General features: G+C 30.0%; 17 protein-coding genes, 1 other RNA gene and 1 riboswitch. Of the genes, 11 read left to right on the top strand and 7 right to left on the bottom strand.

The window, feature by feature from the left end; genetic code table 11:
• Window position 1: 1 nt before the first annotated feature.
• From ATE90_RS06215 to lysA, 4 genes are all read right to left on the bottom strand, one after another.
• Window positions 2–2,350: a type IA DNA topoisomerase gene (locus ATE90_RS06215; protein ID WP_101451064.1), complete on the bottom strand. Its 2,349-nt coding sequence runs from the start codon at window positions 2,348–2,350 to the stop codon at window positions 2–4.
• A 69-nt stretch (window positions 2,351–2,419) separates the two neighbouring features.
• Window positions 2,420–4,537 carry a Tex family protein gene (locus tag ATE90_RS06210; RefSeq protein WP_101451062.1) on the bottom strand — a complete coding sequence of 706 codons (2,118 nt, stop codon included), beginning with the start codon at window positions 4,535–4,537 and terminating at the stop codon, window positions 2,420–2,422.
• Window positions 4,538–4,621: 84 nt separating this feature from the next.
• A complete protein-coding gene (locus ATE90_RS06205; RefSeq protein WP_101451060.1) occupies window positions 4,622–5,134 on the bottom strand; it encodes a GNAT family N-acetyltransferase in 513 nt (170 codons plus the stop codon).
• Between the two features lie 80 nt (window positions 5,135–5,214).
• Window positions 5,215–6,459, bottom strand: coding sequence for a diaminopimelate decarboxylase (lysA, locus tag ATE90_RS06200; protein ID WP_101451058.1), 1,245 nt, complete (start codon window positions 6,457–6,459; stop codon window positions 5,215–5,217).
• Between the two features lie 223 nt (window positions 6,460–6,682).
• Here lysA and ATE90_RS06195 point away from each other — a divergent pair, with 223 nt between their 5' ends.
• The 4 genes from ATE90_RS06195 to ATE90_RS06180 all read left to right on the top strand — a co-directional run bounded on the left by ATE90_RS06195 (window position 6,683) and on the right by ATE90_RS06180 (window position 13,180).
• Complete coding sequence (locus ATE90_RS06195; protein WP_101451056.1) at window positions 6,683–8,542, top strand: DNA topoisomerase IV subunit B; 1,860 nt, start codon at window positions 6,683–6,685, stop codon at window positions 8,540–8,542.
• A gap of 3 nt (window positions 8,543–8,545) precedes the next feature.
• A complete protein-coding gene (locus ATE90_RS06190; protein WP_101451054.1) occupies window positions 8,546–11,299 on the top strand; it encodes a DNA gyrase/topoisomerase IV subunit A in 2,754 nt (917 codons plus the stop codon).
• A gap of 47 nt (window positions 11,300–11,346) precedes the next feature.
• Window positions 11,347–11,676 (top strand): DUF2834 domain-containing protein, encoded by a 330-nt coding sequence (locus tag ATE90_RS06185; protein ID WP_101451052.1) that lies wholly within the window; start codon window positions 11,347–11,349, stop codon window positions 11,674–11,676.
• 205 nt (window positions 11,677–11,881) lie between these two features.
• Window positions 11,882–13,180 carry a 7TM diverse intracellular signaling domain-containing protein gene (locus tag ATE90_RS06180; RefSeq protein ID WP_101451050.1) on the top strand — a complete coding sequence of 433 codons (1,299 nt, stop codon included), beginning with the start codon at window positions 11,882–11,884 and terminating at the stop codon, window positions 13,178–13,180.
• Window positions 13,181–13,394: 214 nt separating this feature from the next.
• Here ATE90_RS06180 and ATE90_RS06175 read toward each other — a convergent pair whose 3' ends face one another.
• Both ATE90_RS06175 and ATE90_RS06170 read right to left on the bottom strand, forming a co-directional pair.
• The gene (locus tag ATE90_RS06175) at window positions 13,395–14,531 is read right to left on the bottom strand and encodes an ABC transporter substrate-binding protein (protein WP_101451048.1); all 1,137 of its coding nucleotides are present in this window, start codon (window positions 14,529–14,531) and stop codon (window positions 13,395–13,397) included.
• Entirely contained in the window at window positions 14,528–15,568 is a 1,041-nt protein-coding gene (locus ATE90_RS06170) for a GMP reductase (protein ID WP_036786257.1), read from the bottom strand. The genes ATE90_RS06175 and ATE90_RS06170 overlap by 4 nt, the downstream gene beginning before the upstream one ends.
• 75 nt (window positions 15,569–15,643) lie before the next feature.
• A riboswitch (cobalamin riboswitch) is annotated at window positions 15,644–15,869 on the top strand.
• 82 nt (window positions 15,870–15,951) lie between these two features.
• Here ATE90_RS06170 and ATE90_RS06165 point away from each other — a divergent pair.
• A complete protein-coding gene (locus ATE90_RS06165; RefSeq protein ID WP_101451046.1) occupies window positions 15,952–17,901 on the top strand; it encodes a TonB-dependent receptor plug domain-containing protein in 1,950 nt (649 codons plus the stop codon).
• Window positions 17,902–17,966: 65 nt separating this feature from the next.
• Here ATE90_RS06165 and ATE90_RS06160 read toward each other — a convergent pair whose 3' ends face one another.
• A complete protein-coding gene (locus tag ATE90_RS06160) occupies window positions 17,967–18,479 on the bottom strand; it encodes a DUF7935 family protein (RefSeq protein WP_036788182.1) in 513 nt (170 codons plus the stop codon).
• A gap of 399 nt (window positions 18,480–18,878) precedes the next feature.
• On the opposite strand from ATE90_RS06160, the gene ATE90_RS06155 reads away from it, so the two are divergent.
• The 6 genes from ATE90_RS06155 (at window position 18,879) to rnpB (ending at window position 25,640) form a co-directional block, all read left to right on the top strand.
• The gene (locus tag ATE90_RS06155) at window positions 18,879–21,200 is read left to right on the top strand and encodes an ATP-dependent helicase (protein ID WP_101451045.1); all 2,322 of its coding nucleotides are present in this window, start codon (window positions 18,879–18,881) and stop codon (window positions 21,198–21,200) included.
• Window positions 21,201–21,340: 140 nt separating this feature from the next.
• Window positions 21,341–22,003: a DUF4290 domain-containing protein gene (locus tag ATE90_RS06150; RefSeq protein WP_036786260.1), complete on the top strand. Its 663-nt coding sequence runs from the start codon at window positions 21,341–21,343 to the stop codon at window positions 22,001–22,003.
• A gap of 3 nt (window positions 22,004–22,006) precedes the next feature.
• Window positions 22,007–23,317 carry a UDP-N-acetylglucosamine 1-carboxyvinyltransferase gene (gene murA / locus ATE90_RS06145; protein WP_101451044.1) on the top strand — a complete coding sequence of 437 codons (1,311 nt, stop codon included), beginning with the start codon at window positions 22,007–22,009 and terminating at the stop codon, window positions 23,315–23,317.
• A gap of 106 nt (window positions 23,318–23,423) precedes the next feature.
• Window positions 23,424–23,972 (top strand): nucleotide exchange factor GrpE, encoded by a 549-nt coding sequence (locus tag ATE90_RS06140; RefSeq protein ID WP_101451043.1) that lies wholly within the window; start codon window positions 23,424–23,426, stop codon window positions 23,970–23,972.
• 77 nt (window positions 23,973–24,049) lie between these two features.
• On the top strand, window positions 24,050–25,177 hold the full coding sequence (gene dnaJ / locus ATE90_RS06135) for a molecular chaperone DnaJ (protein WP_101451042.1): 1,128 nt from the start codon (window positions 24,050–24,052) through the stop codon (window positions 25,175–25,177).
• 154 nt (window positions 25,178–25,331) lie between these two features.
• Window positions 25,332–25,640, top strand: an RNA gene (gene rnpB, locus ATE90_RS06130) — RNase P RNA component class A.
• Window positions 25,641–25,799 lie beyond the last annotated feature (159 nt).

Below are 25,799 nucleotides of genomic sequence, written 5' to 3'. Positions count from 1 at the left end.
TTTATTTAGAAATTATATCTAATACCAATTCTTTTGACAATGTTCTTCCATTGGCAATTCTTTTGATGTTTTCAAACGTAAAAACAAAATTGCAACCCTTTTTATAATCTGAACAACCATACGCAGATTTTCCTTTTAAAATTTTTCCGTTATTACATTTTGGACATGAAATTTTTTCTGATTGCTGCGTGTTTGAATAAATAGATTTATTCGTTTCAACCTTAATAATATTATGTTTTCGTTCTAATTTCAATCTAAAATTCTCATCAAATCTAATTAAGCCTTCAACAGCTTCTGAATTTCTTTTAAAACCTTTTAAATTGGTTGTACATTTTTTGTCAATCAATCTTATGAGTTGATTTTCAGAAACTTTCTTTCCGAAAATTTCAAATGGAATCTTTAAATCACAACTATTCTTGTATTCAGAACATCCATAAGCAGAAGAACCTTTTATTATATTTCCTTTTTTACATTTTGGACAGGTTTTTCCTACAATTTGTTTTTTTGATGTAGTTCCTTTTTTTACTGATTTTTTCTTTATGGGACTGAGTTCTGTATCAGAACTAGCGGAAGAAATTCTTTTTTTAATGGTATTCGAACGAACTTCATAAACTAATTCATCCACCATTTTTTTCATATTATTGATGAATGTTCCTGCGTTAAATTCACCTCTTTCAATTTCTTTTAAACGTTTCTCCCAGCGTCCAGTTAATTCCGCAGATTTTAATAATTCGTTGTCAATAATATTAATTAAATCGATTCCTGTTTGAGTTGGTAAAACTAACTTTTTCTTACGCTCAATATATTTTCTACGGAATAAAGTCTCAATAATACTTGCTCTGGTAGAGGGTCTTCCAATACCGTTTTCTTTCATTAACTCACGCATTTCATCATCATCCACTTGCTTTCCAGCAGTTTCCATAGCTCTTAATAAACTGGCTTCTGTAAAGTTTCTTGGTGGTTTTGTTTCTTTTTCTAAAAACGAAGGTTCATGAGGTCCTTTTTCACCTTTTACAAAAGAAGGCAAAGTCATTTGCTCATTTAATTCTTTTTTAATTTTACTCTCTTCAGTTTCAAAAACTACTCTCCAACCTTTATTAATAATTTCTTTTCCAGTAGTTTTAAATGGAACTTCTGCAGCTTTTCCGAGCACCGAAGTATTAGATACATCAGAATCTGGATAAAAAACAGCAATAAAACGTTTGGTAATAATATCATACACTTGCTGCTGATTATATTGCAAATTCGTTTGTATTCCTGTAGGTATAATTGCATGGTGATCAGTTACTTTTTTATCATCAAAAATACGTTTGGTTTTTTTTATTTTCTTACCTAAAAGTGGTTGTGTTAATGAACTATAATTAGTCAGTTTCGATAAAATTCCATGTACTTTTGGATATACATCATTAGGTAAAAAAGTAGTATCTACTCTTGGATACGTAACTACTTTCATTTCGTATAACTTTTGCACCATTTTTAAGGTTTCATCCGCAGAAAAACCAAATTTATTATTACAATAAACCTGTAAACCTGTTAAGTCAAAAAGTTTAGGAGCATATTCTTTTCCTTTCTTTTTGTTAACAGAAACAATTTCAAAATCAGATTCTTTAACTTTATTAGCTAAAATTTGTCCGTCTTCTTGTTTTAAAAAACGTCCATCTTCATAATTAAAAAGTGTATTTCTATATGTAGTTTGTAACTCCCAATAAGGTTGTGGTTTAAAATTCTGAATCTCTACAAAACGATTTACCAACATTGCTAGGGTAGGAGTTTGTACTCTTCCAACGGACAAAACTTGTTTGTATCCACCATATTTTACCGTATATAAACGTGTTGCGTTTAAACCTAATAACCAATCTCCAATTGCTCTGGAAAATCCTGCATAATAGAGATTATCATAGTTTTCTGAAGGTTTTAAATTCTTAAATCCTTCTTTAATAGCTTCCTCAGTAAGAGAAGAAATCCATAATCGTTGTACTTTTCCTTTATAATTACATTGATTAATGACCCATCTTTGAATGAGTTCTCCTTCTGTTCCTGCATCCCCACAATTGATAACAACAGCGGCTTTATCGAATAGAGATTTTACAATATTGAACTGTTTTTTAATTCCATCATTGCTTGTCACTTTAGTGTCAAAACGTTCTGGGAGCATTGGTAAATTGTTTAAATCCCAACTTTTCCAATGTGGTTTGTAATCTTTAGGTTCTAAAAGTGTACATAAATGCCCAAACGTATAGGTTACTGCATAGCCATTTCCTTCGAAGAAACCATCGCGTTTTGTGTTGGCTCCTAGAATAGAGGCAATTTCTCTTGCAACACTTGGTTTTTCAGCAATACAGACTTTCATTGAATAGTTTTGATGGTTGAAAAGTAAGAAAATATTTAGGATTTTATAGTAAAGTTATTAATTAAAAACCTACTTCACCAAAGCCAATTGAATTCTCTTCCGATCAACATCAACTTCTAACACTTTTACTAAAATTTGCTGATTTAAAGCCACAATTGCGTTCACATCTTTCACAAAAGTATCAGATAAATTAGAAACGTGAATTAAACCACTTTCTTTGATTCCGATGTCTACAAAACAACCAAAATTGGTAATGTTGTTTACAATTCCTGGTAATAATTGTCCTGTTCTTAAATCTGAAATTGTTTTAATATTTTGATCAAAAGAAAACGCTTTTGCTCTTGGATCAACTCCAGGTTTTTCTAATTCTTTAATAATATCTTCTAATGTAGGTAAACCAACAGTTTCAGAAATATATTTTTTCAAATTAATCTGTTGTAGAACTTCCTTATTTCCAATAAAATCGGCAACTTTCTTTTTGTTGTCTTTTGCCATTTTATCAACTAAAGCATAACTTTCTGGATGCACACCAGAATTATCTAACGGATTCTTTGCATTCTTAATTCGTAAAAAACCAGCAGCTTGTTCAAACGCTTTTCCGCCTAAACGAGGCACTTTTTTTATAGCAGTTCTAGAAGTAAAAGAACCATTTTTATTTCTATAATTTACAATGTTTTCTGCAATTTTTGGCCCAATTCCAGAAACATAACTCAACAAAGATTCACTAGCTGTATTTATATTTACACCCACTGTATTTACACAACTCACAACAACAGCGTCTAAAGATTTTTTTAGTTTTGGTTGATCTACATCATGCTGATATTGGCCAACTCCAATTGATTTTGCATCAATCTTTACCAATTCAGCCAAAGGATCAGCTAATCTTCTACCAATAGAAACGGAACCACGCACTGTAACATCGTAATTAGGGAATTCATCTCTTGCAATTTTGGAAGCGGAATAAATAGACGCTCCAGCCTCACTTACAACAAAAATTTCAACTTCATTTTTAAACTGAATTTTTTTAACAATTTGTTCAGTTTCTCTTGAAGCTGTTCCGTTTCCAATAGCAATCGCTTCAATTTTATAAGCATCCGTTAAAGAACTAATTTTTTTAATCGCTTCAATTTTTTGATTTTGAGGAGGGTGAGGAAAAATAGTTTCATTATGTAATAAATCTCCTTGTTTACTTAAGCAAACAACTTTACAACCTGATTTAAATCCAGGATCAATTGCCAAAACTCTTTTCTCTCCCAAAGGGGCGCCTAATAATAATTGTTTTAAGTTTTTTGCAAAAACAGAAATTGCCGCATCATCTGATTTTTCTTTTGCAACGGACAAAGCTTCATTTGATAAAGATGGAAATAATAAACGTTTATAGGCATCTTGAATAGCTAATTTTATTTGATCTGAACACTCGTTTTGAGAGCGAATTATTCGATTTTCCATTTTCTGAAGTATTCTCTCTTTGTCAATTTCAATTTTCACACGAATAAAACCTTCACTTTCTGCGCGTAAAATAGCCAATAATCTGTGGGATGGAATTCTACTTAAAGATTCACTCCAATCAAAATAATCTTTAAATTTTTGTGCTTTTTCAATATCAATTTTTACTTTAATTGCTTTAGATAAAATGATCGAAAAACGCTGGATTTGATGTCTAATATTGTCTCTAATATCTTTACGTTCGTTAATCCATTCTGCAATTATAAAGCGAGCGCCTTCTAAAGCATCTTCAATCGTTTCAACTTCGTTGGAAGTATATTTTGAAGCAGTAACTTCTAAATTATTTACACGCTGACTCATTATCATTTTAGCCAAAGGTTCTAAACCTTGTAAACGTGCAGTTTCTGCTTTGGTTTTACGTTTCTTTTTAAAAGGTAAATATAAATCTTCTAAAGAAGTTAAATGTCTAGAACTGTTTACTTTTTGAGTTAATTCAATTGTTAAAACATTTTGATCTTCTAATGCTTTTAAGATGGTTTTTTTTCGCTTTTCTAATGCTTCATAAATTTCTTTAAATTTTACGATTTCACCAATTTGAACTTCATCTAAATTATCAGTCATTTCCTTTCTATATCTAGATATAAAAGGAATTGTAGCATCTTCATTTAATAATGAAATAGTATTCTTTAAAGATTTTTCTGATAGTTGCGTTTGTTTTTGTAAGTATGAGAGTAGTTGCATTTTTATTTTTATAAAATCGACTAAAAAAATAACCTCATAAAAATGATTTTATGAGGTTGCTAATATACTTTTTAAATTGTTTTATCAATCTATAATTTTTTCATAAGCCAATCTTTTAGCATCATAATTGGTATAGATAATACCACAATATTGATAGCCTAATTTTTTTATTAAAGATTGCATTCCAAGATTATCTTCATGTGTGTCAATTTTTAAACTTTCTATATTTTTTTCTTTTAATTGTTGGTGAAATTCATCAAAAAGAAAAGTTGCTAATCCTAATTTTCTAAATTCTTTTTTAATTGCCATTCTATGAATTACACCATAAACTTTAGATTCATTAATTATCCATTTCCCATCAATAACCTTGTAAGTTGGTTCAGGATTTATAGTAAACATAGAAGTTGCTATTACTTTATTTTCATCATTTAAAACAATATAACTTTCTCCATTCAAAATATCTTGTTCAACTTGTGCTGCATTTGGGTAACCATTTTGCCATTGATCAATTTTTAAAGATGCTAAAAGTTCTTTTGCATCATCTATGATTTGCATAATTTTAGAAATATTTTCTGAAGTAGAAAGTTGTAATTTCATAATATCTATTTTAAATAAAAAAGCCACGAAAAGACAAAATTAATATTTGTGATTTCGTGGCTAAATTTACTTTTTTATTTTTAAACAGGAATTTCAGTTCTCGTGTTCTTTTCAATTTTAGAAAATTCAACAATTTCTTGATTGTTTAAAATATCTTGAATGGTTTGTCTTTTTCTAATTAAATAGTCTTTTCCTTTATATAACATGACTTCCGCAGGTAAATAACGGGAGTTGTAGTTTGAGGCCATTGAGAAACAATAAGCACCAGCATTATGGAAACATAACACATCTTCTTCAGAAATTTCTGCTATTCTTCTGTTCGATCCAAAAGTATCTGTTTCACAAATATAACCGACAACAGAATAGTAACGATCTCTTCCTTTGGGATTAGATATATTTGTAATATGATGATAAGAGTCATACATCATTGGTCTAACTAAATGATTAAAACCAGAATCTACATGTGCAAAAACGGTAGAAGTTGTTTGTTTTACAACATTTACTTTTGCTAGAAAAACACCTGCGTCAGAAACTAAAAATTTTCCAGGTTCAAACATTAGTGTAATTTCTTTTCCATATTCCACACAAAATTCATTAAATCTTTCCGATAATTGTAATCCTAATTGCTCAATATCTGTAGAAATATCTCCTTCTTTATAAGGAACTTTAAATCCACTTCCGAAATCAATAAAATCTATGTTATCAAACTGTTTTGTAACATCAAACAAAATTTCTGTAGCACGCAAAAAAGTATCGATATCTAAAATATCCGAACCTGTATGCATATGAATTCCGTTGATATTCATACCTGTATTTTCTACAACACGCTTAATGTGAGGTACTTGATGTATTGAGATTCCGAATTTTGAATCAATATGTCCTACAGAAATTTTGGAATTTCCACCTGCCATAATATGTGGGTTGATGCGTATACAAACCGGAATTTCAGGATGTTTTTGTCCGAATAATTCTAAAATAGAAAGATTATCAATATTAATTTGAACACCTAATTTAGCAACTTCTTCAATCTCATTTAAAGAAACCCCATTTGGTGTAAATATTATTTTCTTTGGATCAATTCCCGTTGTTAAACCTAACTGCACTTCTTGAATAGAAACAGTGTCTAAACCCGCACCAATATTTTTAAAAAACTTTAAAATATTAATATTACTTAATGCTTTTACTGCATAATTTAATTTTAAGTTTTTAACACTGCTAAAGGCATCAGTTAATCTGTTGTATTGCGATTCAATTTTATCTGTATCATAAACATATAAGGGACTACCGTATTTATTCGCTATGTTTAAAAGTTGTGTTCTTTCCAATGTGTTTTTATTTAATTTCTGATACCAAAAGTACTTAAATTGTGTAATAAAAAATGATTTGTTTAAAAATATAACATATTGTTTTTATTTGTGATTTTTACCTTGAACTTATTGATTTATTTGGTTGAAATCCTGTTGATAACTAATTATCAGCGCTGTTTTATTTTTGTTAGTTTAATGCTATTTTAGCAAGGCTTCAAGCTTAACAACAGCAAGACATTTCATGAGTCAAGAAACAAAATATACAGAAGATAATATCAGGTCTTTAGATTGGAAAGAGCATATTAGAATGCGTCCAGGAATGTACATTGGTAAATTAGGAGACGGTTCTTCTCCAGATGATGGAATTTACATACTCGTAAAAGAAGTTTTAGATAATTCTATTGATGAATATGTAATGGGAGCTGGGAAAACTATCGAAATTTCTATTCAGGGAACAAAAGTAACGGTTAGAGATTATGGTCGTGGAATTCCTTTAGGAAAAGTAGTAGACGTAGTCTCTAAAATGAATACTGGAGGGAAATACGATTCAAAAGCATTTAAAAAATCTGTAGGTCTAAATGGGGTTGGTACGAAAGCGGTAAATGCACTTTCCTCTTTTTTCAGAGTTGAATCTTCACGTGATGGAAAATCAGCTTCAGCAGAATTCAGTCAAGGAAATTTAAATAACCAAGATTTTTTAGAAGAAACTTCTCGAAGAAAAGGAACAAAAGTTTCATTTGTGCCAGATGAAGAAATTTTTAAGAAATATAAATTCAGAAATGAGTATGTAGCAAAAATGCTTAAGAATTATGTGTATTTAAATCCTGGTTTGACGATTATTTTTAATGGAGAAAAATTCTTTTCAGAAAATGGATTAAAAGATTTATTAGAAGATAACAACAATAAAGATGATATGTTGTATCCTATAATTCATTTAAAAGGTCAAGATATTGAAATTGCTATAACGCACAGTAAGACTCAATATTCAGAGGAATATCATTCGTTTGTAAATGGGCAACATACAACTCAAGGAGGAACACATCAAGCAGCATTTAGGGAATCTATTGTAAAAACAATTCGGGAATTTTTTGGGAAGAACTTTGAAGCTTCAGATATTCGCAAATCTATCATATCTGCGATAGCAATAAAAGTAATGGAGCCTATTTTTGAAAGTCAGACAAAAACAAAGTTAGGTTCAACAGAAATGGGAGGAGATTTACCAACTGTTAGAACCTATATCAATGATTTTGTAAAAACAAAACTTGATAATTTTCTTCATAGAAATAATGATGTTTCAGAAAAGCTTCAAAGAAAGATTGTTCAAGCTGAAAAAGAAAGAAAAGAACTTTCAGGAATACGTAAATTAGCCAAAGACAGAGCTAAAAAAGCGAGTTTACATAATAAAAAATTAAGAGATTGCAGAATCCATTTAGGAGATACTAAAAAGGAAGCTTATCTAGAATCAACATTATTTATCACTGAGGGAGATTCAGCTTCTGGTTCTATTACAAAATCCAGAAATGTAAACACGCAAGCGGTTTTTAGTTTAAAAGGAAAGCCTTTGAATTCCTATGGATTAAGCAAAAAGATTGTATATGAAAACGAGGAGTTTAATTTATTGCAAGCGGCATTAAATATAGAAGATGGTTTAGAAGATTTGCGTTATAATAATATAGTAATTGCTACAGATGCGGATGTAGATGGAATGCATATTCGGTTGTTATTGATCACTTTTTTTCTACAATTTTTCCCCGAATTAATCAAAGAAGGGCATTTATATATTTTAGAAACTCCATTATTTAGAGTCAGAAATAAAAAACAAACATTCTATTGTTATTCTGATGAGGAAAAACGTGAAGCCATTAGTAAATTAAGAGGAAAGCCAGAGATTACAAGATTTAAAGGTTTAGGTGAGATTTCTCCAAATGAGTTTGTTCATTTTATTGGTGATGACATTCGTTTAGATCCTGTAATGTTAGACAAAGAAATGTCTATAGAAAGTATGTTACAATTCTATATGGGTAAAAATACTCCGGATAGACAGAAGTTTATCATCGAAAACTTAAAAGTTGAGTTGGATACTATTGAAGAGGAAGTTTAGAATATGAGTGAAGAAATAAACGAAAACGAACACGAAGAAGAATTAACAAATCTGGAAAATCAAGAAGAAATTCTTGATAATGATAACGATTCTGTTGAAACTATTACCAAAGTTACAGGAATGTACAAGGAGTGGTTTTTAGACTATGCTTCGTATGTGATTTTAGAGAGAGCGGTACCATCTTTAGAAGACGGTTTAAAGCCTGTGCAGCGTAGAATTATGCATTCTATGAAAGATTTAGACGATGGTCGTTATAATAAGGTAGCGAATATTGTTGGTCATACAATGCAGTACCATCCTCATGGAGACGCTTCTATTGCAGATGCAATGGTGCAAATTGGTCAGAAAGAATTACTGATTGATATGCAAGGGAATTGGGGGAATATTTTAACAGGAGACCGCGCGGCGGCTTCTCGTTACATTGAGGCTCGTTTATCGAAGTTCGCTCTTGACGTTGTTTTTAATCCGAAAACTACGGATTGGAAAATGTCTTATGATGGTCGTAGGAAAGAGCCAATTGATTTACCTGTAAAGTTTCCTTTGCTATTAGCACAAGGTGCAGAGGGAATTGCAGTTGGTTTATCAACAAAAATATTACCACATAATTTTATTGAACTGATAGATGCCTCTATCAAATATTTAAAAGGAAGAAGTTTTAAAATTTTGCCTGATTTTTTAACTGGCGGAATTGCAGATTTTACGAATTATAATGATGGAAAAAGGGGAGGAAAAGTGCGTGTTCGTGCTAAAATTTCGCAGTTGGATAAGAAAACTTTGGTGATTAATGAAATTCCGTTTTCTACAACAACCGTGTCTTTAATAGATAGTATTTTAAAAGCGAATGATAAAGGTAAAATCAAGATAAAAAAGATTGAAGATAATACTGCTGCAAAAGTAGAGATTTTGGTTCATTTGCCTCCAAATGTTTCGCCAGATAAAAGTATTGATGCCTTGTATGCGTTCACAAACTGTGAAACTTCAATTTCACCATTAGCCTGCACCATTGAAAATAACAAGCCAGTCTTTGTTGGAGTTTCAGAAATGTTAAAACATTCAACAGATTTAACTGTTAATTTGTTAAAAAAGGAATTAGAAATTCAACTAAATGAATTAGAAGAACAATGGCATTTTTCATCTTTAGAAAGAATTTTTATAGAAAATAGAATCTATCGAGATATAGAAGAGGAAGAAACATGGGAAGGTGTAATTAAAGCTATTGATTTAGGTTTACAACCCTATATAAAAAATTTAAAACGAGCAATTACAGAAGAAGATATTGCCCGTTTAACTGAAATTCGAATTAAGAAAATATCAAAATTTGATATTGACAAAGCTAAACAATTTATAGAGGGTTTAGAAGATAAGATTGGAGTTGTTAAAGAATATTTAGCAAACTTAATAGAATATGCGGTCAACTATTTTAAACGTTTAAAAGAGACATACGGAAAAGGGAAAGAACGCAAAACAGAGATTAGAATTTTTGATGATATTGTTGCTTCAAAAGTAGCAATGAATAATGCAAAACTTTATGTAAATAGAATAGAGGGCTTTATTGGTACATCACTAAAAAGAGATGAATTTGTGACAGATTGTTCTGATATAGATGATATAATTGTTTTTAGAAAAGATGGTAAAATGACAGTTACAAAAGTTGATTCAAAGACTTTTGTAGGTAAAGACATTATTTATGTTGCAGTCTTCAAAAAGAAAGATAAAAGAACAGTTTATAATTTTATGTATCGGGATGGTGCTAGAGGTCCATCGTATATGAAACGTTTTAATGTAACGGCGGTTACAAGAGATAAAGAATACGATTTAACGAACGGAAATAAAGGATCCCTTGTGCACTATTTTACTGCAAATCTAAATGGAGAAGCGGAAGTTGTTACTATAAATTTGCGGTCTGTAGGAAGCGTAAAAAAACTAAAATGGGATATAGATTTTGCAGATCTACATGTAAAAGGAAGAGCCGTAAAAGGCAATTTAATTACAAAATACTCTATAAAATCTGTTGATTTTAAATCGGAAGGCGTTTCTACTCTAAAACCCCGTAAAATTTGGTTTGATGATAGTGTACAACGATTAAATGTTGATGAAAGAGGCGAATTGCTGGGCGATTTCAGAGCTGAAGATAAGCTGCTAATTATTACTCAAAGTGGAAAAGCAAAAGCTGTAAAACCGAATTTAGCCATGCATTTTGAAGATGATATTATTGTGTTAGAAAAATGGAAATCTAATAAACCGATTTCGGCTATTTATTTTGATGGAGAAAAAGAACGTTATTATGTAAAACGTTTCTTGATGGAAACAACAGAAAAGGAGGAGGTTTTTATTTCTGAACATCCCAAATCACAATTAGAAATCGTGGCTACAGATTATAGACCAATTGCTGAAATTCAATACTCTAAGCGCAGTTTAGAAAATCAAGAAGTTAATTTTGAAGAATTTATTGCTGTCAAAGGAATAAAGGCGCAAGGAAATCAATTAACTACAGAGAAAATAAAACAAGTCAGTTTACTAGAATCACTACCTTTTGAAGAAAAACAAAAAGAAATTCCTGAAGAAATAGAAGTGATTAATGAGGTCGTTATTGAAGATAAGTTACCTATTGAGGTTCCCAAAACCCTGACTGAAAAACCAATTTCAGAGGAGCTTTCGGCTGCAGAAAAAGCAAAAATTGCTTTGCAAAAATCTATAGCAAAAAAGAAAGCAGAAGAAAAGAAGAGAGATGATGAAAATCAAACAAAATTATTTTAATGTACTTCAAATAAGGATAAGAATCATTTTATTAAAAATATTTAATTATGAGACGTAAACATTTATTTTTAGGATTAGCGATTTTGGGTATTACATATACCTGGTATTATAATATTCAATATTTTCAAACTGCAGAAAGCCCTTCTTTAATCAATTTTTTTAAGGATGCACAATCTAATTTCGCAGGGAAATCTTTTGGTGCTGATTTAACAGTTGTTGTGCTCACTTTTTTTGTTTTTATGATTCCAGAATCGATTAAATTAAAAATAAAATATTGGTGGATTTTAATTCCGTTAACTTTCATAACTGCGATAGCCTTTACGCTCCCGCTATATTTATACATTCGCGAAAATACATTAGAAAAACAGGATAAATAATTTGTAATGAATTGTTTTAAAATTTACAGAAATTGTTTACTAATTAATTAGTTTAGATCTCATTATTCCTATTTATAATGCAATAAATACTGTTGGTCAGGTAATTAATGTCATTGCTTTTTCGAATTCCGAATATTGGATAATATTTTAACAGAAAGCTTTTTATGATTATATTTGAAATTGAACTGTTGGGTAAAAACGAAACATGAAGTTTAATTTTTTTCTATTATTATTTTTATTACAATTATCTGTTTTTTCACAAACAAAAATTTATTTTTTAAAAGATTCTAATCATAATTTTTCTATTAATAATATAGAAAAAGCTCAGTTTATACTTTTAGAAGATCAAATTTTAGACAAGCACTCAAATGATAGTTATTGGTTTAAAATTCCTGCAATAAAAACAGATTCAAAATATATTTTTAGAATTTTATACGAAAGAATTAATAGTGCAAAGGCTTTTCAAAATGCTGTTAAATATGAAAAACTTCAAAATCAAAGGTATTTAAGTTATCGTTTTTCAAGAGATAATGATTTTTATATAAGAGTAACACCTAAACTTCACGCCTATATTCCGGTAGAACTAAAAAGTGAAAGCGAAATGCTTTTAAAAGAAAGTAATCAATTTCTTTTAAATGGTTTTTATTATGGTTTTACTTTTCTAATAATTATATACAATTTATTCTACTATCAGGTTTTTAAAGATGACGCCTTCTTATATTATGCTTTATTTTTAACAAGTATTAGTTTTGCTATTTTCACTATGGATGGAATGTTGAATTTTTATAATATTAGTGAAAAAATCAATAATTTTTTATTGGTTTTGAATGGTTTTTCGATAGCTTATTTTTCTTCTAAATTTGCAAATAGTTACTTGTTTTCAAATGAATATTATCCGAAACTTAAAAGGTTTAGTTATATTTTGATAATTATTTTAGGACTCTTATGCATAAATCAAATAAATTATTACTATCTATTGTTTTTAAATATTTTAGTATTTATAATACTCGTAGCTAATTGGCTGCCTGCTGTTTTATTATTTAAAAAAAACAGATACACTAAAATTTTTGCATTTGCATATGTAATTATATTATTTTGTGGAATTGATTTTTATATTTTAAAATTTTTAGGTGTATCTGTAATTAATGTAGAGGCTAGAACAATAAAAATTGGAGCATTCTTAGAAATGATAATTCTTTCTTTTGCGGTTTTATATAGGATGAAAATGTTAAGGAAAGAAAATATACAAATGACAACTGAAATTATAAATTACTCTAAACTTTTAAAGAATAAAAACTCTAAAAATAAAGAGTTTTTGGTAGAGGTTAATATGAAAAAATTAAGTTTAAGAGAAAGACAAATTTTTAATTTAATTTTATCAGAGAAATCAAATAAAGAAATAGCCGATATTGTGCATATTTCTGTAAATACTGTAAAGTTCCACGTAAAAAATATTTATGATAAGTTAAAAATTAAAAGTAGAAAAGAAGCTTTGAATTTATAATAAAATCAAGTTTATTACTTAATATGTTTAAAAACCACCCTAAAACCACCCATTTTAGCAGATTATTTTCTGTAGTTTTTTACTAAATTTACAATGGCTGATGATCCCTACTTATCTTCCAAATTTTTAAGTATAACCCTAGATTTATCTGGGGTTTTTTTATTTTAAAAAATAAAAAAATATCTAAAGAAAAATACTTAATAAAAAATAGTAGTTATTTCATTTTCTGAAAAAATGTCATTTTGTAATCCGGCAACAAATCTGTGTTTGTGATTTTTATAATATCTTTTAAAACCAAATCTGGTCTTGTAGGCGCTAGTTCATAATAAATAACTCCTCCAGTTGTTCCTTTTTTTGTAGAAGGAGTATAGATGTTTCCATTCTCGAAAGCTTTAAACTTAGTATAGATTTGATTACTATTTAGAAGTTGTTCTTTAGTTGAAAAATAGCCTGGAGCAATCCAAAAATCAGCATTTACACCTTTATCAAAAACACTCTCAAAACTTAAAGATAAACTTCCTTTTCCTTTAGAATTTTTCCATAGATAATCAAGGTTTGCATCTTTTAAAAATTGTGCTACAAAACTATTCCCAGCAGGTAAATTCCAGATATCTTTACTCATAATCGCTCCGGATAAAATAGTTGGCTTTTTTATTGCTGTTAATGCAATTTTTTTAGCTTCTAAATAATTAGTTTCAATAATCTTAAAAATACTATCGGCTTGTTTTTCTTTATTGAATAAAACTCCAAAAAATTTAATCCATTCTGCTCTACCCAAGGGTGTTTCTTCGAGCCAATCTCCGTTATAAATTACGTTAATACCAGCTTTTTTAATGGTTGTTAAAGATTTGTCCGCAGATGAAACACTATACCCAACTACTATCTCTGGCTCTAAATCCAATAAAATTTCTGTGTTTAAAGAATTTTCTTTTCCTATTTCAGTAATATTTCCGGAATCAATTAATTGTCTTGTTTTTTCTGAAGAGACATATTTAGAATATGGAAAACCGATAACAGTTGCTTCTTCATTCAATAATTCAACCATTGGAATGTGCGTAGTAGAAGTCACTACAATTTTAGTTAAGGGAACTTCTATTATAAGATTATTTTTATTGATGTTTTTGGGTACTGTTTTATTCTTAATTTGATATTCAAAAACATCTTTAGAATTTTGATATGGAGATTTAATAATCAATTTTTTGATTCCATTTTTTGTAATAATATCAAATCCATTAGCGTATTTAATATTATTTTCGAACCGATGTTTTATATCAACTTTTATAACTTCATTTTTACAAGAAATTGAAATAAGAATGTATATTAAAACAGGTATAAAATTTATATTTTTCATTTAGAATACACTTGATTTTCTTGTTCTTGTACTCTAATAAAAGTAGTTCTTTTCGTGAGTTCTTTTAATCTTCTTGCGCCAACATAGGTGCAAGTAGATCTAATTCCTCCTAAAATATCTGTAATAGTGTCTTCCACATCACCTCTAAAAGGAACTTCAACAGTTTTACCTTCAGAAGCTCTATAATTTGCAACACCACCAACATGTTTGTTCATGGCTGTTTCAGAACTCATTCCATAAAAAATTTTAAACTTTTCTCCATTTTTTTCAATTAAATTTCCACCACTTTGTGTGTGACCAGCAAGCATTCCTCCAAGCATTACAAAATCTGCACTGCCACCAAAAGCTTTAGCAATATCGCCGGGAATTTTACAACCACCATCAGAAATAATTTGACCTCCCATTCCATGAGCAGCATCTGCACATTCTATAATTGCAGATAATTGTGGATAACCAACTCCCGTTTTTATTCTTGTTGTACAAACAGAACCAGGACCAATTCCAACTTTAATAATATCTGCTCCTGCTAATAATAATTCTTCAACCATTTCACCAGTAACCACGTTCCCAGCAATAATAACTTTATTCGGGTGATTTTCGCGCATTTTCTTTACAAAATTTACAAAATTTTCAGAATAGCCGTTAGCAACATCAACACAAATGAAATTTATTTTTGGAAACTCAGTTAAAATTTGTTTCACTTTTTCTGAATCCTCTTTTCCTGTACCCGTACTAATCGCAATATTTTTAATTATTATTTCATCAGCTCTAGATGCAAAATCTTTCCATTCGTCAAGAGAATAATGTTTATGAATTGCTGTAAAAATATTTTGTCTACCTAATGTTTTTGCCATTTCAAAAGTACCGACAGTATCCATATTTGCTGCCATTATTGGTATTCCTTTCCAAACTATATCACTATGTAGAAAAGTAAACTCTCTTTCTAAAGTTACTTGTGAACGTGATTTTAAAGTTGATCTTTTTGGGCGAATCATTACGTCTTTAAAACCTAATTTTAATTCATTTTCAATTCTCATAACTATCAAAATTATTAGACCTTAAAGATATTAAATTTCCCAGTGTTTTTATTAGATTATTTATAAGATTGCATATATATTTGCCTCGATTTTGGTTTTGATATAAAATTCATTTTATATCAAATTAAAAGGGAATCTAGTTAAAATCTAGAACTGTTCCCGCAACTGTAAGTTTATGCTGAATATGATTCAGTGCCTCAATTGAGGATGTTGTTAATTCTTATACCACTGACAATTATTGTTGGGAAGGTCGAATAACATGAAAACAAGTCAGGAGACCTGCCATTTTCACGAGTTAAAAACTTTCGGGATAGAAGTTTATGTACTAATCTATATTTGTACACAAAATTTACCTGATTTATTGTAAATCAAATTAATTAAAAATGAAAAAACAATTATTAATTGTTGGTGTTATGGCATTTAGTTTTGTCAGCACAAACTTGTCTGCGCAGCAAAAAGAAACAAAAAAAGGAAATGTAGAAACTTTGGATGAGGTTGTTGTAACGGCAACAAAATTCAACTTAAAAAAGGAAAATACTGGTAAAGTAATTCACAAAATTACTCAAAAAGAATTGCAACAAAATGCAGGTAAAAATGTTATTGAAATATTAAATAATATTGCTGGTATAGATGTAAGAGGTGTAAATGTCAATGCAGCAGAACCAAGAAGTATTAATATTAGAGGAGGAAGAAGTAGACAAGTTTTAGTTTTAATTGATGGTGTTCCCGTAACAGATCAATCGGCAATAAACCAAGAATTTGATTTACGTTTATTGGCAGTAAGTCAAATTGAAACTATTGAAATTTTAAAAGGAGCTTCCTCAACCTTATATGGTTCTGGTGCTGCAACTGCAGTAATTAATATCATCTTAAAAACAGCTTCTGAAGATAAAATTTCTGGTTCTTTTGAAACAAGTATGGGTACAAATAATACCTCAAATGTAACAGGAAGTGGTTTTTCTGATAAAAATCAGAATGTTACGCTAAATGGCACATTAGGAAAACTTAATTTTTTAGGTTCTTTTAGTTTAACTGGTTTAGATGGAATGTCTTCTGCAAAAAGTAAAACGGATACTGAGTTTGAAAACGACAAATTTTATAGCAAAAACGCTTTAGTTAAGTTAGGTTATCAAATTAATGATAAAATTTCTGTAGAAACGTTTTTAAATTATGATGAATTTGAGTTCGATTTTGATGATGGAGCATTTGCAGATGGTGATTTAAACACAGGAAATCAAGAACAATTTAGAGTTGGAATTAAACCAACATTGAATTATAGAAACGGACAAGCTTATTTTTTAGCCTCTACAAATATTTTAGAGAGAGACTTAAAACAATACAATTCTTGGGCAGGAACTTTAGACAGTTATGAGTTTGTTGGTAGAAGTGTAAATTTAGATCTAGTAAATAAATTTGAGTTTAAAAAAGCTAATATTCAATTGATTACAGGTTTGAATTATCAAACACATAGTAATAATACGGTAACCCCTTTTGCTGAAATTAAAAAAGGAATTGCTAACTTTAATACTTTAGATCCTTATGCAAGTTTAGTGTATATATCTGATTACGGTTTAAGTGTAAATGTTGGTGGTAGATTAAACATTCATAATGTATATGGAAATCATTTTGTGTATGATGGAAATCTTGCATATTCACTTTTAAAAGATGAAAATATTTCTGTTAAATTATTAACGTCATTTAGTACAGCGTTTATTGCACCGAGTTTATATCAATTATACGATGGTTTTTCTGGAAACCTGGATTTAAATCCAGAATCTAATAAAACTTTTGAGTTTGGTTTTGATACTAGTTACCAAGATTGGTTAAAATTAGACGCAGTATATTTTAATAGAAAAGAGGAAGATGCAATAATTTATAGTAGTTCTACTTTTAAATATGCAAATGGTTCTTCTGAAGCTAACGGTTTTGAAATAAATACGTCAATAATTCCAACAGATGATATAAGGATTAATGCTTCATATACTCATATTAAAAAAGATGAATTTGAAGATTTTAACGATTACATTCCGGCAAGTAAAATTGTTGTAGGTTTGGATATTACTACTTTAAAAAATACATTTTTGAACTTAACGTATAGAAACGTTGGTGAGAGAACAATTTTTGATAGATATGGGTCTTTTGGCACAGCTGGTGACGATGTTACTTTATCTTGTTACCAAGTATTAGATTTTGCTATAAATTATAAATTACTAGATGAAACAGTAACTTTATTTGGTGCTGTTACCAACTTATTAAACGAAGATTATGATGATATTTTAGGGTATTCTACAAGAGGTAGAAACTTTAAAGTAGGAGTTAGATTGCAATTCTAGATTTCGAAGTTTCTCAGTATATTTTACCGAATAAAAAATCTTCTTTTCATTAAGAAGATTTTTTATTATAACAGTCTCAGTACTTCATTTTTTATAAGAGAAATAGCAGTCTCTGTTGGCGGTAATTTTTTAGCATAATAGATAATAACATTTTCTCTTAAATCATGGGCAGTGTTTGATGTTTCTGCAACTTCTTTTAATTTATTTATAATCCCATTTTTAGTCGCTAAAATTGCAGTCCAAGAATCGTCCGAAATGTAGATTTGCTGTACCAAGTTATGTTCAAATTCTTGTTCTACATTCGCTATAAGTAATTGTAAATAATCTTGTTTGTTTTCAGAGAGCGGTTTTATTCTAACTAACATTTTTATAGGATTAATTCGCTCACAAAATAATAGCATGCGCTCGTAAGCTTGCAACCTTATGGGTAGCGTATCTTTTTTCCTTTCAGATAAAAGCGCTAACTTTTTTGAAGTATCTTGATGTTTTATAAACCCTTTAAACATATAGTAGGCTACTAGACCTGTAACTGTGGCGGGTAAAATATATCCAATACTTTCTAATATTTTATCTTCCATAATACCATGCATATTTATACAAGCACAAATATAGAGCTTCTAAACATAGTCTAAAATCAAAATAGCGCAATGTTTCTATAAATAAAACAGATTCTGTGAGCTTTACTAATTATTTCTTTATTTTAATGAGTTGATTAGCGATATGAACTCTGCCAATATTTTATATGTTCATCAAAATTTTTATAGGTTGCTTTAAAGATTTCAAATAAATTTTATTTTCTACTACTAAAAAAGTAATGGTGATATGTCTTAAGATTTATAATTTTTTTTGACATTAAATGAGCAGATATTGTTCTTTCTTTTTAATTAATAACTTGTGAATAAAAAGTAACCATCTTCTTTTAAAAAAACGATTAGTTTGGCTAAATTCACGTTTTCAAAAACTTTCAAAACAAACAATTGAATACTTATTTAGATTCTTTAAACGAAGCACAAAAACAAGCTGTCTTGCAAAAAGACGGACCAATGATTATTATTGCAGGTGCTGGTTCTGGTAAAACACGGGTATTAACATACAGAATTGCGCATTTAATGCAGCAGGGTGTAGACGCATTTAATATTTTATCGCTCACATTTACGAATAAAGCGGCAAAAGAAATGAAGGCAAGAATAGCTGGAGTAGTTGGGTCTAGTGAAGCTAAAAATCTTTGGATGGGAACTTTCCATTCTGTTTTTGCAAGAATTTTACGATCAGAAGCAGATAAATTAGGCTTTCCATCAAATTTCACTATTTACGATACACAAGATTCAGTTCGTTTAATTTCATCAATTATTAAAGAAATGAATTTAGATAAAGAACGGTATAAACCAAAACAGATTTTAGGCCGAATTTCATCTTTTAAAAATAGTCTTATAACGGTTAGGGCGTATTTTAATAATGCTGATTTACAAGAAGCAGATTTGCATGCAAGCCGACCAAAAGTAGGGGATATTTATCGAGCTTATGTAGACAGGTGTTTTAAAGCAGGTGCTATGGATTTTGATGATTTATTGCTGAGAACCAATGAATTGTTGGCTCGTTTTCCTGAGACTTTAGCTAAATATCAAGATCGTTTTAGATATATTATGGTAGATGAGTATCAAGATACAAATCATTCCCAATATATTATTGTTAGAGCTTTGGCTGATAAATTTGGAAATATTTGTGTTGTTGGTGATGATTCTCAAAGTATCTATAGCTTTAGAGGTGCAAATATTCAGAATATTTTAAATTTTCAAAAAGATTATCCTGATGTAAAAACCTTTAAGCTTGAACAGAATTATAGATCCACAAAAAATATAGTGAATGCGGCAAATTCTGTAATTGCAAGAAATAAAACAAAGTTAGATAAAGAAGTTTGGACGAGTAATGATGATGGAGACTCTATAAATGTAATGCGTACAATTTCCGATGGAGAAGAAGGTAGGTTTGTGGCACAATCTATTTGGGAAAACCAAATGAATCATCAATTAAGTTCGGATAGTTTTTGCGTTTTGTATAGAACAAATTCTCAATCTAGAGCGATTGAAGATGCGTTGCGTAAAAAAGGAATTGATTATAAAATATATGGGGGAATTTCATTCTATCAGAGAAAGGAAATCAAAGATATTTTGTCTTATTTAAGGATTCTAATCAATCCAAATGATGAAGAAGCGTTAAAAAGAATTATTAATTATCCTGCTCGTGGAATTGGTGCAACGACCATAGATAAGTTAACGATAGCGGCAAATCATTATAAAAAATCTATTTTTGACATTATTAAATATATTGATAAAATAGATTTAAAAATAAATTCTGGAACTAAAAATAAACTTCAGAATTTTATGAATATGATGTTGCGATTGCAAATTGAAGCGCAAACTAAAAATGCTTTTGAAATTGCTGAGATCGTTGTAAAACAAACGCAATTAATCAAAGATTTAGAAAAAGATGGAACTCCAGAAGCTGTTAGTAAAGTTGAGAATGTACAGGAATTATTAAATGGAATTAAAGATTTTATAACTGATAAAATCGAAGAAGGAGAAGACACTTCTTTAACCACATTTTTAGAGGATGTTGCTTTGGCTACTGATTTTGATGCCAAAAAAGATGATGACAAACCAAGTGTGTCCTTAATGACGATTCATCAATCTAAAGGATTAGAATATATGTATGTTTATATTGTTGGATTAGAGGAAAATCTATTTCCATCAGCAATGAGTATGAGCACAAGAAGTGAACTTGAAGAAGAGCGCAGATTGTTTTATGTAGCTTTAACAAGAGCAGAGAAAGTTGCTTATTTAAGTTATGCACAAACTCGTTACCGATGGGGGAAACTGGTAGATGCAGAACCGAGTAGGTTTTTAGAAGAAATAGATGATCAATATCTACATTATATCGCCCAAAAAACTCCTGAATCATCCATAAATAAGTTTATAGATAAAAGTATTTTTGAGGACGCACCAAAAGGAATTCGTTTTCAAAAACCGATTCAGCGTAAAAAGATGGAGCGTGATTTGTCAAAAAAGAAGGAAATTATAATTCCTAAAAATTTAAAAAAAGTATCGCAAGCTTCATCAAAAACTAATTTATTTGATGGCAATATTGTTGTTGGAAATATTGTTGAGCATAATAGATTTGGGAGCGGAGAAGTGATTTCTTTAGAAGGAAATGGGCCAAATAAAAAGGCAGAAATTAAATTTGGAACTGTTGGAAAAAAGAAACTATTATTGCAATTTGCAAAATTAAAAGTGATTGGTTAGAAATCTTTAATAAAACTAAAAATAAATCGTTATTTTGCAACATTAAATAACTACAAATTATAACTTGTCAGTTCTAGTGTTTTCTTGTGATTAAAATGAACAAAGAAAATACATAGAGAATACTTCTCAAAAATAAATAAATGACATTCGATTTAGAGTACAATTCAGAAAGACCGTTAATGATTATACCAGAATACGGCAGACATATTCAAAAATTAGTAGACCACTGTTTGGCTATAGAAACTAAAGAAGAGCGTGATAAAATGGCGAAAGCTATTGTAGATGTGATGGGGAATTTACAACCACATTTACGAGATGTTCCAGATTTTAAGCACAAACTTTGGGATCAATTATACATTATGGCAGATTTTAAATTAGATGTAGAATCTCCCTATCCTCAGCCGTCTAAGGAAGAGTTGCGAGAAAAGCCGGAAGCCTTAGCATATCCAAAATCAGCTTCAAGATATCGTTATTATGGAAACAACATTCAAACAATGATAGATATTGCTTTGAGTTGGGAAGATGGTGAGAAAAAAGAAGCGCTCGTATTTACAGTGGCTAATCACATGAAAAAATGTTATTTAAACTGGAATAAAGATACTGTTGATGATGCTGTAATTTTTAAGCATTTATTTGATTTATCTGATGGAAAGTTAGATTTAAGAAATACTAAAGAAGCACTTTCTGAGAGTAAAAATTTATTAAGAAAGCCTCGCACACAAGGACAGGGTCACAATAGTTCTAAAAGTTCTCATAAGAAACCAACACATAATAACCAGCACAAAAACAGAAAAAAATATTAGTATATGGCATCATTTAAAATTGAAGGCGGTCATAAATTAAAAGGAACAATTACTCCACAAGGAGCAAAAAATGAGGTTTTACAAATACTTTGTGCAGTTTTACTTACTCCAGAAAGAGTAGTCGTAAATAACGTTCCTGACATTATTGATGTAAATAAATTAATTTTTATACTAGGAGAGTTAGGTGTAAAAGTTGAAAAATTAAATAGAAACTCTTATGCTTTTCAAGCGGATGAAATTAATTTAGACTATTTAGAATCTGCTGATTTTAAAAGAGATGGAGGTTCATTACGAGGGTCTATTATGATAGTTGGTCCGTTACTGGCTCGTTTCGGACGTGGTTATATTCCGCGCCCTGGAGGAGATAAAATTGGTCGCAGACGTTTAGATACCCATTTTGAAGGTTTTATTAGATTAGGAGCAAAATTTAGATATAACAAAGAAGAATATTTTTATGGAGTGGAAGCAGATGAATTATTTGGAACAGAGATGTTACTAGATGAAGCATCTGTAACAGGTACTGCTAATATTCTAATGGCATCAGTTTTAGCAACAGGAACTACAACCATCTATAATGCTGCTTGTGAACCATATATTCAACAGTTATGTAAAATGTTGAATTCTATGGGAGCAACTATAACAGGGGTTGGTTCTAATTTGTTAAAAATTGAAGGTGTTAAGAAGCTAATGGGCTGCGAGCATACAGTTTTACCAGACATGATAGAAATTGGGTCTTGGATTGGTGTTGCAGTAATGACAAAGTCTGAATTGACTATAAAAAATGTAAGTTGGGAAAACTTAGGCCAAATTCCAAATGTATTTAGAAAACTAGGAATCCAATTTGAAAAAAGAGGGGATGATATTTATATTCCAGAACAAAAATCTTACGAGATTCAGAATTATATAGATGGATCTGTTTTGACAGTTTCAGATGCTCCTTGGCCAGGATTTACGCCCGATTTATTGAGTATTGTTTTAGTGATTGCAACACAGGCAAAGGGAACTGTTTTAATACATCAAAAGATGTTTGAAAGCCGTTTGTTTTTCGTAGATAAATTAATAGATATGGGCGCTAAAGTTATTTTATGTGATCCTCATAGAGCAACAGTTATTGGTCAAAATTTTGAGAGTGCATTAAAAGCAACCAAAATGACTTCACCAGATATTAGAGCTGGTATTTCATTATTAATTGCTGCGCTATCTGCAAATGGAACAAGTATCATCAATAATATTGAGCAAATAGATAGAGGTTATGAAAACATAGAGGCTCGTTTAAAATCTATTGGTGCTAAAATTGAAAGAATAGAAGATTAAGACTTTCATGATAATATAAGTATTAAAATAGTGTCAGATTGACACTATTTTTTTGTTGGCAACATTTTTGCCTATTAATGGTGTATAATTTAACGATTACAAAGAAATGAGTAAAAAAGAAAATATCCAAGAAGAAGAAATAGATAACGAACAAAAAACTGTTCAAATTGAGGAAAATCAAGAAGTTGAAGTAGAAATTGTAAAAGAAGAGCCTACACAAGATGAATTAATTCAAGCTGAAAAAGATAAATTTTTACGTTTGTTTGCTGAGTTTGAAAATTATAAAAAAAGAACATCTAGAGAAAGAATAGAATTATTTAAAACTGCCGGACAAGAATTAATGACATCTTTACTGCCAATTGTTGATGATTTTGAGCGTGCGCTGCCACATATTGAAGATGGTCAAGAATTAGAAGAGTTAAGAAAAGGTGTCGTATTAATTTATCAAAAATTCTACAATACTTTAGAGCAGAAAGGCTTATCAAAAATAGAAACTGTACAAGGAGATATGTTTGATGCTGAAATTCACGAAGCAATTACACAAATTCCTGCTCCATCAGAAGATTTAAAAGGAAAAATAATTGATTGTGTTGAAAAAGGATACAAATTGGGAGATAAAATTATTCGATATCCAAAAGTAGTAATAGGACAGTAATTCGTTACTAAGTTTTTTAGTACTTAGTTTACAGCCGTTGACTGAAGATTAAATATTAAAGAACCAAATTAAACAATATGGCAAAACAAGACTTTTACGAAATATTAAACATTTCAAAATCTGCTTCTCAAGCAGAAATTAAAAAGGGATACAGAAAAATGGCAATCAAATATCATCCAGATAAGAACCCGGATGATAAAAATGCTGAAGAAAATTTCAAAAAAGCTGCTGAAGCTTATGAAGTTTTAAGCGACGAAAATAAAAAAGCACGTTATGATCAATATGGTCATGCTGCTTTTGATGGCCCTCAAGGAGGAGGAGGCTTTGGTGGAGGTGGTATGAATATGGATGACATATTCAGTCAATTTGGAGATATATTTGGCGGCGGCGGAGGCGGTTTCGGCGGCTTTGGCGGCGGCGGACAGCGTCAAGCAAGAGTTAAAGGAAGTAATATGCGTATTCGTGTAAAACTAACATTAGAAGAAATCGCAAAAGGTGTAGAAAAGAAAGTAAAAGTTCGCAGAAAAGTACAAGCAGATGGGGTTACTTATAAAACCTGTACTACATGTAACGGTTCTGGTCAGCAAATGCGGATTACAAATACCATTCTAGGTAGAATGCAAACTGCCACTACTTGTAGTACTTGTTCTGGAGCAGGAGAGATTCTAAGTAGTAAGCCTAGCGGAGCAGATTCACAGGGTTTAATAGTAAAAGAAGAAACAGTCTCAATTAATATTCCTGCAGGTGTAACTGAAGGTGTACAATTAAAAGTTGGCGGAAAAGGAAATGACGCACCTGGAAAAAACGCTATCTCAGGAGATTTATTAGTTTTAATTGAAGAAATTCAGCACGAAACTTTAAAAAGAGAAGGAACCAATATTCATTACGATTTATATATTAATTATTCTGATGCAGTCTTAGGAACGAATAAAGAAGTTGAGACAGTTTCTGGTAAAGTGAAAATTAAAATCGAAGCAGGAACTCAATCTGGGAAAATTTTAAGACTTAAAGGAAAAGGTTTACCTAGTATAGAGCGTTATGGGACAGGAGATTTCTTAATTCACATAAATGTTTGGACGCCTCAAGTATTAAACAAAGAACAAAAGCAGTTTTTTGAAAAAATGTCGGATGATGAAAATTTTACACCAAATCCAAATACATCAGATAAATCATTTTTTGAAAAAGTAAACGATATGTTTTCTTAAAAAAGTACATTTATTCTATTAAAATATTTCTGGTAACTCATTTTAATATATATTTGTATTGTTATTGAGAAATCGATAACACTTTTTCTTTTTCATAGCAATTTTTCCCACTCAAAATTTTATTTTGAGTGGGTTTTTTAAAGTTAAAATAATATTAGCAGACTTATCTTATCGCCCTGAACTTGATTCAGGGAGGAAAGTCCGGACACCATGGAGTAATCATAGCGGATAACATCCGTCCAACGTAAGTTGAGGACAAGTGCAACAGAAAGCAAGTACAGTTCGGCTGTAGTGAAACCAGGTAAACTCTATGAGGTGCAATGCCATGTAAATTAGAGCTTGAGAGCTACTCGCTCGATTCTAAAGGGTAGGCAGATAGATTCTGAAAGTAATTTTAGAACTAGATAAATGATAAGAACCTTATTTTAGGGTACAGAATTCGGCTTACAAGTCTGCTTTTTACTTTTATTTTATGAAATTCGCATAAAAAACCTCAAAATATGGATTTTAATTAAATTAAATTCAGTATTATTTAAAATAAGTTTTATTTATTGATAAATTACTGCAATCTATTATTTATAGTTTAAAATTGATTTTATTACTGTAAATTTGTTTTTCAAAC

The organism is Polaribacter sp. Hel1_33_96 (genome assembly GCF_002846595.1).
Classification (GTDB): domain Bacteria; phylum Bacteroidota; class Bacteroidia; order Flavobacteriales; family Flavobacteriaceae; genus Polaribacter.
The sequence above is the reverse complement of the archived record's forward strand: the minus strand, read 5'-3'. Positions and strand labels throughout refer to the sequence as shown.